At 68.9% G+C, this 14,354-nt stretch carries 14 protein-coding genes; 4 read left to right on the forward strand and 10 right to left on the reverse strand.

Features of this window, described 5'->3' with window-relative positions; all coding sequences use genetic code 11:
- The first annotated feature begins 30 nt into the window (after positions 1–30).
- The 4 genes from ACIA8G_RS05315 to ACIA8G_RS05330 all read left to right on the forward strand — a co-directional run bounded on the left by ACIA8G_RS05315 (position 31) and on the right by ACIA8G_RS05330 (position 3,510).
- A complete protein-coding gene (locus tag ACIA8G_RS05315; protein ID WP_396417001.1) occupies positions 31–708 on the forward strand; it encodes a hypothetical protein in 678 nt (225 codons plus the stop codon).
- Between the two features lie 239 nt (positions 709–947).
- A complete protein-coding gene (locus tag ACIA8G_RS05320) occupies positions 948–1,487 on the forward strand; it encodes a DUF6073 family protein (RefSeq protein WP_396417002.1) in 540 nt (179 codons plus the stop codon).
- Between the two features lie 16 nt (positions 1,488–1,503).
- Positions 1,504–2,253 (forward strand): hypothetical protein, encoded by a 750-nt coding sequence (locus tag ACIA8G_RS05325; RefSeq protein ID WP_396417003.1) that lies wholly within the window; start codon positions 1,504–1,506, stop codon positions 2,251–2,253.
- Between the two features lie 3 nt (positions 2,254–2,256).
- A complete protein-coding gene (locus ACIA8G_RS05330; protein ID WP_396417004.1) occupies positions 2,257–3,510 on the forward strand; it encodes an ABC1 kinase family protein in 1,254 nt (417 codons plus the stop codon).
- 2 nt (positions 3,511–3,512) lie between these two features.
- Here the strand turns inward: ACIA8G_RS05330 and ACIA8G_RS05335 are convergent, their stop codons facing one another.
- From ACIA8G_RS05335 to ACIA8G_RS05380, 10 genes are all read right to left on the reverse strand, one after another.
- Entirely contained in the window at positions 3,513–3,977 is a 465-nt protein-coding gene (locus tag ACIA8G_RS05335) for an SRPBCC domain-containing protein (RefSeq protein ID WP_396417005.1), read from the reverse strand.
- A 129-nt stretch (positions 3,978–4,106) separates the two neighbouring features.
- A complete protein-coding gene (locus tag ACIA8G_RS05340; protein WP_396417006.1) occupies positions 4,107–4,430 on the reverse strand; it encodes a hypothetical protein in 324 nt (107 codons plus the stop codon).
- A 13-nt stretch (positions 4,431–4,443) separates the two neighbouring features.
- Positions 4,444–8,880 (reverse strand): DUF6531 domain-containing protein, encoded by a 4,437-nt coding sequence (locus ACIA8G_RS05345; RefSeq protein ID WP_396417007.1) that lies wholly within the window; start codon positions 8,878–8,880, stop codon positions 4,444–4,446.
- Positions 8,877–9,188, reverse strand: coding sequence for a type VII secretion target (locus ACIA8G_RS05350; protein ID WP_396417008.1), 312 nt, complete (start codon positions 9,186–9,188; stop codon positions 8,877–8,879). The genes ACIA8G_RS05345 and ACIA8G_RS05350 overlap by 4 nt, the downstream gene beginning before the upstream one ends.
- Before the next feature lie 3 nt (positions 9,189–9,191).
- Positions 9,192–9,629, reverse strand: coding sequence for a YbaB/EbfC family nucleoid-associated protein (locus ACIA8G_RS05355; protein WP_396417009.1), 438 nt, complete (start codon positions 9,627–9,629; stop codon positions 9,192–9,194).
- A gap of 126 nt (positions 9,630–9,755) precedes the next feature.
- Entirely contained in the window at positions 9,756–10,586 is an 831-nt protein-coding gene (locus ACIA8G_RS05360; protein ID WP_396417010.1) for a class I SAM-dependent methyltransferase, read from the reverse strand.
- Positions 10,587–10,596: 10 nt separating this feature from the next.
- Positions 10,597–10,872, reverse strand: a complete 276-nt coding sequence (locus tag ACIA8G_RS05365; protein ID WP_396417011.1) for a 2Fe-2S iron-sulfur cluster-binding protein — start codon at positions 10,870–10,872, stop codon at positions 10,597–10,599.
- Complete coding sequence (locus ACIA8G_RS05370; RefSeq protein WP_396417012.1) at positions 10,869–12,254, reverse strand: hypothetical protein; 1,386 nt, start codon at positions 12,252–12,254, stop codon at positions 10,869–10,871. The genes ACIA8G_RS05365 and ACIA8G_RS05370 overlap by 4 nt, the downstream gene beginning before the upstream one ends.
- A gap of 238 nt (positions 12,255–12,492) precedes the next feature.
- Entirely contained in the window at positions 12,493–13,317 is an 825-nt protein-coding gene (locus ACIA8G_RS05375) for a CHAP domain-containing protein (protein ID WP_396417013.1), read from the reverse strand.
- A gap of 53 nt (positions 13,318–13,370) precedes the next feature.
- Entirely contained in the window at positions 13,371–14,246 is an 876-nt protein-coding gene (locus ACIA8G_RS05380) for a peptidoglycan-binding protein (protein ID WP_396417014.1), read from the reverse strand.
- Positions 14,247–14,354: the final 108 nt, after the last annotated feature.

The raw sequence follows: 14,354 nt of genomic DNA on the forward strand, positions 1-14,354 counted from the left end.
TCCTGGGGCAACCCCGAGAGGGGGAATGTGATGCGTTGGTACCTGGCGATCCTCGCGATCGTGCTGGCCGGCTGCGGGACGGACGCCCCGGCGTTGCCGGACGGGCTTGCGCTGCAGGCGAAGCAGCTGGTCGGCATGCCCAGTCCCCGGCCCGCAGAGCTGCCGGAGTTCAGCCTCTACGGCGACGGCACGGTGATCCGGCCGGGCCCGGCGGCAGGTGCGTTGCAGACGGCCGAGATGGTCCACATAGGACATGACAGGGCGGTGGGCTTCTACCAGGACGCCCACGACGCAGGGCTCGACCGCGACCAGGACATCAAGAACAACTCGGTGGTCGACGGGTACACGCAGGTGTTCGTGCTGAACTCCGGCGGTCACCGGTTCGTCACCAGGGCCGCGAACCCGGAGGGTGACCTGGCCGACTTCCACTCGACGCTGCACGTGGACGGCACGGCGACGCCCTACCAGCCGACGAAGATCGTCGCCGTGGGGTGGGCGCCTGGCTCTTCACAGGACGCGCGCCCGTGGCCGTTCGCGCCGCTGAACGTGGAGATCGACGCCGGCTCCTGCGTGGTGCTGGACGCCGCAGAGGTGTCGGGGTTCGCGCGCGACGTGCCGAAGGGGACGCGGTTCCGCATCGGCGCGACGTCGTTCGTCGTGGTGTTCCGGCCGCTGTTGCCGGGCGAGTCCGGGTGCGGGGACGTCTAGCTCCTGCTCAATTGCCACGATGCTCATCGCCGCAAAGCACGCGCAGATGTTCCTTGCGCTGGACGGGAAGTCCAGCTAGCTAATGATTATTATAGTGAGATCCGCGGCGGAAACGACGCCGTGGCCGATGGGATGTTCTAGTGCGGCTCGCGTCAATCTCGCCCTGGGCGCCGCCTTGTGGGTACGTCAGAGAGGAGTAGATTGGTATCTGTAAGTGAAGCTATCTAGGGGAGATCGTCATGGTCGATGTTGCGGAGTTCTCGGTTCCCGATGTCGGAACCGACATCGTCGAGATCACTCTTGAGGAGACCTACGAGGTCGAAGGGATCGGCACAGACACGGTGACGTTGAAAGGAACCCTTGTCGCGGAACGCGCCGTGCCGTTGCTGGACCACGGCACCGTCGAGGTGTCGTGGGAGACCTCCACTGTTGTAGCAAGGTTTGTCGCCCTGTCTGTGACCGGTGAGAGCAAGGTGTTCGGCCCGGTTTCGGTCGTTCTCGACACCCGCTCGCCCGCGGTGGGGGTGGTGAAAGCCGGCGACTGCAAGGCCGCAATCGCGGTGATCGTGTCCATGTCCCAGCACGATCTGGTGCTTCGCACAGCCGAGCCGATGCAACTGCAGTCCACTGTGCGCACCGTGCCGCCGATCGGGGATGAGCGGACAGTGAGCGTGCGGCCGATCAAGCTGTTGGACATCCGGACGCAGCGGCCGGTGGGGACGCTTGTCTCGGCGCGCGTGCTCTGGCGCGATCTGACGGCCCAGGTCGCCGCAGGCTGATCCGACGAGTTCGCAGATGGACTTGGAGACCCTGCGGCGGGCCCTGAAGGCGCACGTAGGACGTCCGGTGTTGCGTGACGGTGTGCGGCGCATCAGTGTCGAAGTTCTCGTGGCGGACACGGTCCAGATGCGGCTGGAGATCGGCCAGGTGTGGCACTCGGCCTCCGGGCACTGCGATTCGGTGTTGTGCGTGCTGCCGGGAAGCCCGTTCGCGGGTACTGCCGTGCTGATGCGCGAGCAGGCGCTCGTGAAGCGGCCGCAGATGTGGGTGTGGCCGGCGACGGCCGAAGGGCCGGTCGCGGTCGCCCGGCACCGATGCGAAGACCAGGTCGTCGGGACCGACTTCGGCTACGACGACATCCGCATGTTCACGCCCCGGCTGCTCACAGCCGCGATCGGCGCAGAACCGGCCGACGGCGGGTTCACGGTCCGCGGGATGTGGCCCTACAAGGACCGCGATCCCGTCGTGGGGGTGGGCAGGGTGGACGAACACGGTGTGCTCGTCGCGGTCGATCTGATCAAGGTCGGCGCGATCGACCCGTTCCGGCAACTGCGCGCCGATCGGGTCGCGGTCGTCGACGGTATGCCAACGCCGACGGTCATCCGGGTTGTGCGGCCGGAGGAGGGATTTTCCAGTGTCATGCGGCTGGTGGCGATGACCCACGGCGACCCCGTCGCGCGGAAGTTGTTCACCGCGGAGCGACTCCGCGAAGCCGCGACCGCGGTCACGGATGCCTCGTCGGCGGTGACGATGTTGCGGGAGTGATCGATGGTGGACACCGGGGTGGCGCGGCGTCTGGCGGCCGTGGGCGGGCGGGTGGTCCCGCTGGCGTTCGGGCTGCTCCTCGACCTTGTCGAACGGGATCGCCGCGCCGCGGTGACGCGGCGGCTGGCACGCATTGCTGAGGATCTCGGCGGTGCGTTCCACAAGGCCGCGCAGCTCCTCGCGACGAGGTCGGACCTGCTGTCCGAGCCCCAGCGGGTCGTGCTCGGCAGGCTGTGCGATCGCGCCACGCCCGATCCGTACCCGCGCATCCGGCACGTTGTCGAGTCCACGTTGTCAGCCCGGCAGCTCGGGCTGCTGGCCGCTGTCGACCCCGTGCCCGCCGCCTGCGGTTCGGTCGCGCAGATCCACCACGCGCGTCTGTCCCGTGACGGCCGGCGGATCGTGCTCAAGGTTCGCAGACCGGGGGTCGCCGAGCGATTCCGAGCCGATCTGCGGATCATCCGGGCACTGGTCCAGATCGCGAACCGGATCCCGGCGATGGCGACCTATCCGCTGGCCACGGCCGTCGACCAGCTCGAGACCGCAATCATGGGACAGCTCGACTTCGCTGCCGAGGCGCGGACCCAGCGCTTCTTCTGCGAGGCGTTCGCCGGGTCGCCGGACATCGCTGTGCCAGCGATCATCGATGAGCTGTGCGGTGAGGAGGTGATCGCGATGGACCTGGTCGAGTGCGGTCTGCGCATCGACTCGCCCTCGTTGACGGAAGGCGCCCAGGCGCGTGCAGTGCGCACGGCGTTGCGTGCTCTCTACGCAATGATCTTCCGCCACGGGCTGGTGCACTGCGATTTCCACCCCGGCAACTTGCTGGTCACGCCGGAGGGCAGGCTGGTACTGCTCGACTTCGGGTACACAGCCGTGCTGGTCGAACGTGACCGCCGGGCGTTCGCCGAGCTGATGCTCGCAGTGTCGTTCAACGATCCGCACAGTGCCGCCAGGATCGTCGCCGACAGCGGAACACCCCTCGTCGGCCCGGTGAACATGGGCGAGCTGGCCGACGACCTCGGCCGGATCCTCGAGGAGATGTCTGGAGCGTCCGCTGATCGGTTCCACATCGTCCGGTTCGTCTTGGAACTGTTCGCCGTGCAGCGCAGGCACGCGATCCTGGGTGATCCTGGTTTCACCATGGCGATCATGTCGCTGCTCGCCGTCGAGGGTCTGCTCAGGACCGCCCTGCCGGATCTCGACTTCCAGCGCGAGGCGGTCGGCTACCTCGCCGAGGCGCTGGGTGAATGCTGAGGCTAACGGGCGTTGAGCAGCAGGGTCCGAAGCTGGTCGAGCGCGCCACGCCAGACGGCTTCGTGCCAGGCCCTGGCCTCGCCCCACTCCGGCGTCGCGCCCCAGCCGCCGTGCCGCAGATGCACGATCGTCGTGTTGTCACCCGCCGCGCGCAGATCGATCGCGACCCACGTGGGCACCGGGTCGCCGTTCATGATCGAAGCGAACTGGACCGGACCTTTCCACTCGATGGTGAAACGCCGCGGCTCCTCCCACTCCACGATCCGGCACCCGATGGTGCTGTTGATGTCGGGGTTCGCGACGTCCCAGAACAGCTCGAACGGGTCGCCCACGCCCGCGCCGACCCTGGCGTCCTCGGCGAGCCAGGACGTCAGTTCCGCTTTCGTGGTAAGCGTGGCCCACACACGAGATTGCGAGCCGGGCACCTCGACCTCGATGTCGACGTCGTCGGCCGTGACCTCGTCCACATCACCCTCCGCTATCTGATTCTTAAGTGGATGGTGTCGGAGTATTCGGGACGTCCTTTGGGTCGGCTAGGGCCAGTGGGGTGAACACGTGCGGAGTTACTATCGTTCCTGGTAGTTACTCCCGATTGCTCAGCCGCGTTGCTGATCCCACCTGGCCAGCACGCCGTCCACCTTGGCGGCGAGCTCCGGGAACCGCTCCGCCGCCGGCCCCATGCTCGCGACCAGCTTCTCCCGCGTGTCGTACAGGAACAGCACGCTGATCGACAGGGCCGCGTCCACCCGGCGCACGTCGTCGGAGGACAGCCACTCGCGCAGAACCGCCGTCAGATCCACGCCGTTGTCGTCGGTCATGTAGATGAGGTGGTCGAAGATCTCGCCCAGCTCCTCACCCGGCAGGTCGGGGTGCAGCCGGTCCACGAGCCCGTCCATGATGGCCCGCATCGACGCCGCCACCGGTCCTCCTTCGTCAGATTCGCCGGTAGACCCGGGTTATGTGGTTGCCGGTGTCGAACGTGGATCCGTCCACTCTGGTCTGAGTGCCGAACTGATGTCGTGGGGTCAGCGGACCTTCCGACACCAGTTCGAGCCCGAAGGCGCTCGGGTCGTCCGGGGCGCGCCGGATGAACCTGTTCACCGGGCTCCCGCTGACGGTGAGCGTACCGCCCGGTTCGAGCACCCGCGCTGTCTCCGCCGACACCGGTTGGTAGCCGTAGGGGTTGACCGAGTGCACCTCGTTGAAAGACCCGTCGGCGAACGGCAGGTGGTTCGCGTCCGCGACGACGTCGACGCCGGGACCGGGGGTGATGTCCGTGTTCACCGCGCCCGGCATGGGGTTCTGGCCGGAGCCGAGGTTCAGCCGGGTGGTGCAGTCCTCGACGGTGAGGCCCAGCGGGTCGGCCTCGCGGTGCGGGTTGGCGGCGTAGGCGTACGGGTCGGGGCCGGGGGCGAGACCGAGCGGGTCGGCGCTGAGGTATCGCGCGGTGCCGGGGTCGTAGTAGCGGTGGAAGTTGTAGTGCAGGCCCGACTCCGCGTCGAAGTACTGGCCCTGGAAGCGGTGCGGGGTGCCGTCCGGGTCCGAGGTGGAGCCCCAGAGCGTGGCCTGGTTGTGCCACACGGTGCCGGCGTCCGGGTCGACCAGCTCGCTGGGACTGCCCGCGAGGTCGGTGACGATCGCCTGGAACCGCCGGTCGATCTCCTCCTGCGGGGCCAGCACCAGCTGGGCGACCGGCCGGAAGCTGCCCGGTTCCCAGTCCCACGCGGTCGTGCGGCTGGTCGTGCCCGTGATGTGGGTCTGTTCCACGAGACGGGCGCTGTCCCACACGAAGTCGACGTGTTCGGCGATCGTGTCGTCGGCTGCCAGGCGTTCCTTGCGGACGCGCCTGCCCAGCGCGTCGTACCGGTACCGCCAGCGGTCGCCTTCCGGGGTGACGAGTCCGACCATGCGGTCGCCGTCCCAGGTGTAATGCCAGTTGCGCACCTTCGCCGACGGCGGCTTGTGCTGGCGCAGCACCACGCGGCCCTGCGCGTCGTACCGGTACCGGTCGGCGCCGCGCCGCACCAGTCGTGCCCCGGCGTAGTCGCGCGGGCCGGACGTGCCGTCGGGTGAATCCGCCTGCCTGACCCTGCCCGCCGCGTCGTAGACGTACCGCTCGGTCCAGCCCGCCGCCCGCACCGCCGTGACCCTGCCGAGCACGTCGAGCTCGAACTTCCGCGGCCCGGACAGCCTGTCCGTCACCTCCCGCAGGTCACCGGCGGGGGAGTACTGGTAGCTGCGCTGCTGCAGGACGTCGTCGCCGGCCGTCAGCGTCTGGGAGGCCAGCCGGTGGCTCGCGTCCCAGGTCTGGCTCAGCACGAACCTGTCGTCGATCACCCTCTCGTGCTCGCGGCCGAGCGCGTCGTAGCCGAACCGGATCCGGTGGCCGCCGAACTCCAGCCGGGCCGGTCGGGCGGCCGGGTCGAACTGCCAGTCGCTGTCCACACCGGACGGAAGGGTGCGCCGGACGCGACGGCCCAGCTCGTCGTAGGTGGACGTGACCGTGTGGCCGTTGGAGGTCTCGGCGACGATCCGGCCCAGCAGATCGCGTTCGCAGACCAGGTCCGCGTCCGGGTTGACCGCTCTGGTGATCCGGCCGGCGTCATCGTAGGAGAACGTCGTGACGTTGTCGCCGGACCGCTGCTCGATCACCCGGCCGAGCACGTCGCGCGTCTGCGTGACGACGGTTCCGGTGGCGTCCACGCGTTCGACGAGACGGCCGGCGGCGTCGTGGCCGTACCGCAGCACGCGGCCGTGGAAGTCAGTCTCCTGGACGATTCTGCCCGCTGGGTCGTAGTCGTAGCGCCACACAGCGCCCTCGGGATCGGTCACCGAGACCAGGCGCAGGTTCGTGTCGTAGCCGAACCGCAGTGTGGTGCCGTCCGGCCGGGTCCGTGACGACGGCAGGTCGAACGCGTTGTAGGTGACCTGTGTGCGTTGCCCGGCAGGGGAAACGTGCTCGACGCAGTTTCCCTCACCGTCGTAGCGCCACCGCTCCGTCGCGCCGTCTGCCAGGGTGCGCCAGGCCGGCTTCCCCTCGATCGTCCATCCATATCGGACGGTCGCGCCGGTGGCGTCCACAACGGACGTGACGCGGCCGAGGGCGTCTCGTTCGTACCGCAGCGTGTTGCCCGCCGTGTCGATCAGGGCGGTGGTGAGGCCTGCGTCGTTCGTGTGGATCCGGCGCTCGTGGCCGAGGTGGTCCGCCACGGCGGCGAGGTTGCCGCGCTCGTCGAACCGGTACCGGGTGGTGTGCCCGAGCGGATCCGTGACCGCGGTGACGTTGCCACGCTCGTCGCACTCCCGGCGCCACACGGCGCCGCCGGGCTCGGTGATCTCGACGGGCAGGCCGAGGTCGTTGCGCCGCACCGTGGTCTCGGTGCCGTCCGCGCGGACGATGCGGACGACCGCACCCGCCGCGTCGTACTCGTACCGGGTGACGGCGCCGGTCGGATCGGTCTGCGCGACCAGCCGGTCGTAGCGGTCCCACTGGCTCACCGTGGTGTTGCCGAGCGGGTCGGTCTCCTCGACGATCTGCCGGAGCTCGTTGAGCCGGAACGTCTTCCGCGCGCCGAGCGAGTCGGTGAAGACGGTGACGTCCGCGCCGTACTCGAACGCGCCGTCGAGGAACCCTTCCGCGCCAACGGTCCGGACGCACCAGCCGCGGTCGTCGTACACGTACCGGTACCAGCTGCCGTTGCGGTCCTGCCAGCCGGTCATGCGACCGTCTTGGTCGTAGTCGAACCGCATCGGCTGGTTCGAGGAGTTGACCACCTCGGCCAGCCGGCGCTGGTCGTACCGGTACCGCATCAGCACGATCTCACCGCCGGCGTGAGTGAGACGCAGCCCGGTGACGAGGCCGTCCGCGGTGTCCACCCGCACCCGGTAGCCGCCGCTGTGCTCGATCTCGGCGAGCGCGGCGTCGTCGTAACGCAACGACATGCGGTGGCCGTTGCGGTCCACGATCGCGGCGAGCCTGCCGTCGGGGCCGAACTGGGCGGTGGTGCCGTCCGAGCGCGTGACGGTGTACCCGTCGGCGGTCTGGGCGAGCGGCCATCGCGGGCCGTGCGAGGGCATCACCGCTTCGTGGCGTGGCGAGGGGTAGATCAGGCGCATGCCGTCGTCAGCCACGTAAACGGCACCGAGCTCGTCGAGCTCGATGCGCTGGTCGAGGGTGGACGCCCAGTTGGCGCCGAACAGCCGGCCGCTGCGGAACGACGAGATGTGCGTGCGGCGGACCAGCAACGGCAGTGCGCCCGGCAGTTCCACGTCGGTCTGCGGCAGCACGACCTCGCCGGTCACCACGTCGACCGGGTCGTTCTCGCACCGGCGTTGTGGTTCCGGGGTGCTGGTGTCCTTCGGGTTGTCCGGCCGGTCTGGGCTGCGCTGGCCGTCGGGGGTTCTGCTGGGGCTCGTCGTGCTGCCGGGGGAGGAGGGGCTGTCCGGCGTGTCCGGCGTCGACGGAGTGCTCGGTGACGCGGGGGTGCTGGGCGACTGCGGTGTGCTGGGCGACGACGACGCCGACGACGTCGAGGTGGCGTCACCACCACGAATCGGCGGAGGAGCGTCCGGTGAGTTCGGTGCGCCGGCAGGACTTGTGGTGCCCGGACTGCCGCCATCCGCGCGGCGGCCGAGCTTGCGCAGCTTCTCCATGATCTCGCCGAGCTTGTCGATCACCTTGCGGATGCGCGGCGCGACGTTGCTGATCGTCTTGACCAGCTTGCGCACCAGGTCGGAGATCTTGTTGACGACCTTGGCGACGGTGGAGGCCGCCTGCGCGACGATCAACGGCGTCGCCAGCCCCAGCGTCGCGACGGCCTCGAGTGCCCACGTGATCAGCTTGCCGACCACCTCACCGACCAGGTCGCGAATCATCTCGCGCACCGCGGCGACGACCTCGCCCATGATCATCACACCGGCGCTGATGCCGTCGGCCAGCGCGCCGGCACCGGCGACGGCGTCCGCGGTCTGCGCGGCGACACCCCGGTAGGCGTCGGCGGCGGCACCGCGCCAGTCCGCCACGTCCTGGCGCGACAGCTCCTTGGCGACCGCGGCGACCTCACCGGCCACCCGTCCCCACGTCTCGCTGAACGCCCTGATCACCGGCGGGTCGCCGGCGAACCAGTCGAGCGCCTCCTTGAGCGGCTGGACGTGCTCGATCAGCCACGACACCCCGTAGGAGGCGAGCGTGCCGATGGGGTCGATCACCATCGACAGCACTTCGAGGCCGACCCCGACCGCGCCCAGCCCTGCCGCGACCCAGTCGCCGTTGCTCAGCCCGGTCGCCAGGTCGACGGACGACTCGGCGATGCCGATGCCGGTGACCGCGGAGGTGTCGTTCTGGGGAGTGGCGAGCAGAGGGTTCGTCATCCGCCGTCGATCCCGCCTATGCGCGCGGCCTGAGCAGACTCGTTGTCGTCGTAGACCCGCGACGTCTCACGCAGCTTCGCGGCGTTCTCCGACACGGTCTCGGCAGCCTTGGTCAGCGCGTCGACACCGATCTGCTCGAACGGCTGCAACAACATCGCGAACGGCTGGCACACCACGCCGTACGCGGAGTCGTTCATCGTGACGGTTCGCGCCGCGTCCGCCGCCGTGCGCAGCCGCTCGGCCAGCCCGTCAACGCGGCCGGCCAGCGCCGAAACCTCGCCCGCGGCGACCTCGTATCCGCTAGCCACAGATCACCCCAGGAAGCTGTCGTCGCTGAAGTCGCCGTCGTCGTCCCGCCGCGGCGCCCGAGGCGGCGGTTCCTGCTCCGCGGCGGGAAAGTTGCGGTCCGCCACGGACACGATGTGCCGCGCGGCCGGCGTGTCGCCCACGGTCTCCTGAACGACGCGCGCGAGTTCGGCCGGATAACCCGCCTGTGCCTGCCGCATCGCCTCCAGCACGGCCGCCGCGATCTCCTCGGGCCGCAGCCTGCTCACGCCGTCGGTCATGGTGATGTCGGTGGGAATACCGTTGTTGCCCACGGTGACCCGCACCGCGCCGCCGGCAGCCGTGCCGGTGATCGAGATGCGCTCGACCTCGTGCTGCATGGCCTGGTACTTCGCTGCCTTCTCGACAGCGTTCTTCTCCCAGTCGTCGACCATGCGCGAGACGTCGGCCAAAGGATCGGTCATCGCTCTCCCCCAAACGATGTTTCCGATGACGGTAGCGGGGCGGCGGCGGGCGAGGGAGGAGAATCCCGTTATTCCACAGCACTGTGCCAGCCTGGACGTCGCCGCTCGGCAAGTTCGCCGGCGGCGTCACGTACTCCGTGCGAATGCCGGCTCGGTGCCCGGCACCCGTGTCCACGCACCGACCATCTCGGCCAGGTACACCGCGCACGGAGTGGACCGCAGCTCGTCGAGCAGCTGGTCGGTCAACGTGTCCTGGTCGAATTCGCCAGGCGCGACCACACCGCACTCCTCTGCGAACGGGAGTGCGGTCAGCAACGTCTGGCCCAGCATCACCACGGCCGCCTCCTTCTCCTCACCGTGGGGCGTAGGTGCCACCACGGCGAGCTCGGGGCCGGGCAGCCCGGCTTCGAGGAACAGCGAGTGCAGGCGCTCGCCGGTGTCCAGCGCACGGCCCGCGGCGAGCAGGCTGTCGTTGAGCGTCGTGACGCACTTGGTCAGCAGGGGCAGCGCGGGCACCGACCGGAACCTGGTGGTGTTCATGTCCTGGAACGTGACCACGCCGCCCGGACGCACCACAGTGGACAGTGCGCGGAGTGCGGTGACCGGGTCGGGCAGGTGCATCAGGATCATCCGCCCGACGACGGCGTCCACCGGGTGGTCGAGCGGGACATCCGGGAGGGTGGCCTGGCGGAACGTGACGTTGGCGAGGTCCACCCGTTGCCGCGCCGCTTCGAGCACGTTCGCGTCGGCGTCGACGCCCACCACCGACCCGGTCGGTCCGACGATTCGCGCCAGCTGGATCGTCACGTCGCCCGCGCCGCAGCCGACGTCGAGCACGTGCATCCCAGCGGTGATCCCGGCGGTCTTCAGCAACCACTCGGTGTGCTCTGCGTAGAACGCGGCCTGGGTTTCCAGGCGCCGGGTCTCGTGGTCCGAGTGCCGCAGAACGTAGGTCATGGTTTTCCTCTCAGTCCGCGACTTCGATGGTCACGGCGCCGTGCACGGTGGTCTGGCAGGCGAGGCGGCAGTCCGGCGACATCGCCAGCACGTCGAGCACCGCGCGCTCGTCCGGTTCGGCGGGGCTGAGGTTGTCAGCACCGGACATCACTTTGATCATGCACGCGCCGCAGCGGGCCGCCCGGCAGCCGAACGTGACGGGCGTGTCGTTCTCGTCGCAGATGTGCTGCATGGTCGTGCCGGCCGCGACCTCGATGGAGCTGCCCGCGATGGTGACGGTGATCAAGAGCGGACTCCCCGGCTGGCTGCAGCATCGGCGCTGTCCGGTGCAGCGGGACCGGAGAGGTCGCCCGCGGCCGCGGTGTCGTCGACCAGACCTGCCATCTCGGACATGAACTGCTCGTAGTTCTCCGTGGCGCTGCCGAACACCCGGCCGGTCGTGGTCCCTCCTTTGATCACCTGACCGCCGAGGTGGCGGTGCATGGAGCGGAAGAGGGTGAAGATGTCCGTGCAGGACCGGTACGCCAGGGTGAGCTCGCTGTCGCCGGACTCGTGGACCCACGTCCTGAGCGCGGGCTGCACCGCGTAGATCATCCGGAAGAACGCCTGCCAGTCCTCCGGCACGAACCTCAGGTTGTTCGCGCGTGCGGCGATCACGCCGTCGTGGCTGAAGTTGACGTGGAACAGCGCGTCGAGCATGAGCATGAACGGGAGCTGGTACCCCGAGGCCACGCCGGTCACCTCGTCACCGACCCAGCCGCAGGTGACCTGGATCCGCCGGAACTCGTCGGCGTCGATGCGCGGGATCAGCCGCTTGGTGATCATGAAGACGTTCCTGATCACCGCGTGAATCATGCGCAACGCCAGCGCGCCACCACTGCGGTCGTCGGCGGCGGCACACTCCAGCGCGTGACAGCCCCAGCCGTAGAGCGGGACACCGAACGCCTCGACGGCGTAGAAGGCTTGGTACAGCTCCAGTTCGCTCTGGTCGCCCTCGTTGAGCCAGAACGCCGGCCGCATGCGGTCCACCGCGGCGACGTCCTGATAGGACAGTTCGGTGCCGCCGGCCACGCCGTCGAGCTCGAACGCCAGCATCGTCATCACGATCTGGTTGAAGCGCGGGATCATCCCCACCGCCCCGGCCGAGTGCTCGAGCAGACCGGCCATCGGTTCCGGGAGCCTGCTCGGCCCGGTCGCCGGGTCGGCGTGCGGATTTCCCTGGCGCCACATGTGATTCAGATAGATCAGCGGAACCATCAGGCGTTCCGGGTCACCGACCGTCCCGAGCCGCAACGCGGCCGCCTGGTCCGTGAGCCACGCGCGGAATCCGTCAGCGTCACCCTTGGCGTACACCGCTGCGGCCGCCCGCGCGATGTCCGCGACCGGGCCGTGGAAGTCAGGTGCGTGCTCCAGCAGGAATCCGGTCTGGGTGGAGGCGAGTGAGCCGAGCGCCCGCATCGGCGCCAACGCCGAGAAGCGGGAACCGTCGTCGAGCGCGAACAGCGTGCTCCTGCGTTCGCCGTCCAACACCACCAACGGAACGTCCAGTGGACGAACCCCGCACACTGGTTCGGTGACCGGTGTCAGGTCGGGTTCGAGTTCAGCCAACGGCACCGTGTCCGGCGCGGACAACGGGCGCGCGATCGCCATGGGTCTACTGCGCGACATGATTTCCTCCCCCAGTTTCATGTCCGACACGGGGATGCTAACCACGTCACGCGGGCCTGGTACCCAGATCGACGAACATCGGGATCCCCATACCCCCGGTACCCTGCTGACCTGCGAAACGTCCGCTCGGCCGCCCGGCCGTTCCCGTGCACTCGACGGATCTGGGAGGGGCGCGGTAACCGGCGAACACGAGGTGCCGGTAGCGGCTACCGGCACCTCGCAGGTGATCACTGGCCGGTCAGAAGTGGAGCATCCACTGGAAGTCGGCCTGGGCGTTGCTCACGTGGACGTGTTTGCGGGTGCCGTAGGCGAGCGGGTTGTTCCAGTTGTACTCCTCGACGTCGAACGAGCCGTCGGAGTGGACCGCGTTGACGTAGGCGACGTGACCGACCCTGTGGACGTCGTTGACGGCGATGGCGCCGACCTTCGGGGTCTTGTTGACCGTGACGCCGCCGACGCGGCGGGCGGCGTCGTCCCAGGTGCCGGCGTTGCCCCAGGTGGTTCCGCCGTAGGAGTTGCTGAAGTTGGGGACGCCGAGCCTGCTGGCGATCCGGTAGGCCGCGAAGGCGGTGCAGTTGTTCTGGGCGAACCCGCGGGGGCGGCCGTCGTAGTCGTTGGTGGGGCTTTGTGAACCGCCGCCGCCCCCGGTGAGGAACTTGTGGCTGGCGTTGTTGTTCTTCAGCGTGGCGTTGAGATTGCCGGACGCGCCGGGTGCGAAGTCCTGGCTCGCGCCGCCGTAGTTGCTGTTGAAGTAGACGCGCACCGTGTGGCTGGTGCGGTTCTTCACCGATGCCGCGTTGTTCTTCACGCACACGCCCTTGCCGGCGCCTTCGCCCTTGAATTCGTAGCAGGACGGTTGAGTGGCGCCGTAATCGCTGATCGAGCCGGTGAAGTCGGAGATCGAGCCGGCCTGGTTGCTGTTGTAGTAGAGGCAGAACTCTCCGCTGTCGCAGTCGCCGTCCCGGCCCGCGGCGAACGCGGGTGAGGCGGTGGCGGCCATGAGGGGTGCGACCAGGGCCAGTGCGGCCCCGGCGGCGGCGAGCATCGTGCGTGCGATTTTCACGGGTTTTCCTTTTCGTGAAGTGTCGATGATCGGGGTGGTGTCAGGGCTTCTGGTCACTGCGCGCGCTGGTAGTCCTCCCAGGTCTTGATCGGGATCCGGGGGCCGTCGTCGGGGCGGTGGTTGGCGAGGCCGTTGAAGCCGAGGTAGTAGTCACCGACCTGGTTCTGGGCCTGGGTGGCCTGGTCGGTGTCGTTGATCGCCACCGCGTGGATGTGCCACGGCCAGTCGCCCTGGGACGGGCTGCGGACCCAGGCGGCGAAGCCGACCTGGCGCAGCGCACGGGCTACGGCGGTGCGGGTGGCGGCGGTCATGCCGTCGACGTTGATGTCCACGACGCCGCCGCCGTCGTGGGTGCCGGCGGAGGTCGGGTCGCCGCCGGGGTTGTAGGAGCCCTGGTCCAGCACGAGGCGACGTCCCAGCAGACGTTCGGTCTCGGTGAGCATCGCCTGGGTGCGGGTGTTGACGACGTACCCGTCACGCTGGACCTTCGAGCCTGGCTTGATCACGTGGGAGACGGTGAACCGGCTCTGCCCGAGCGTGGTCAGCGAACTCGCGCCGGGCAGCCCGTTCGCGGCCAGGCCGGTGTATCCGAGCGAACGCTGGTACGCCGCGTACGCCTTGATGGTCGTGGTTCCGAAGTAGCCGTCGACCCATTGGGCGTCCAGCAGATTGCGTGCCTGGAGTGCCCGCTCGACGGCCAGCACGGAATCCTTGGCGCCCGGGGTCAGCGTGTTGTCGGCGCGCCGGGGATCGATCTGGGCGGCCAGGACGGTGGCCTCCATGTTGACGACGGGCAGCGCGGCGGCGGTTGCGGGCAGCGGCGGTGGGGCTGCGGCTGAAGCCTGCGTCGCGCTCGACGTCAGGCAGCCCAGGACTGCGAAGGTCGCCAGTGCCGTCATGGCGCCGTGGGTCTTCATCTTTGTCTTCATGCGGTGTTTCTTTCCATTCGGTCAAAGCCCTGCCACGGCCTCGGTTCAGCGCCGGGAATCGTGTGCGTGCGGCTTGTCGTGGAGGTGCAGTTCCTACGGCCAGGGTCA

Source organism: Lentzea sp. NPDC051213, assembly GCF_044455585.1.
GTDB lineage: Bacteria > Actinomycetota > Actinomycetes > Mycobacteriales > Pseudonocardiaceae > Lentzea.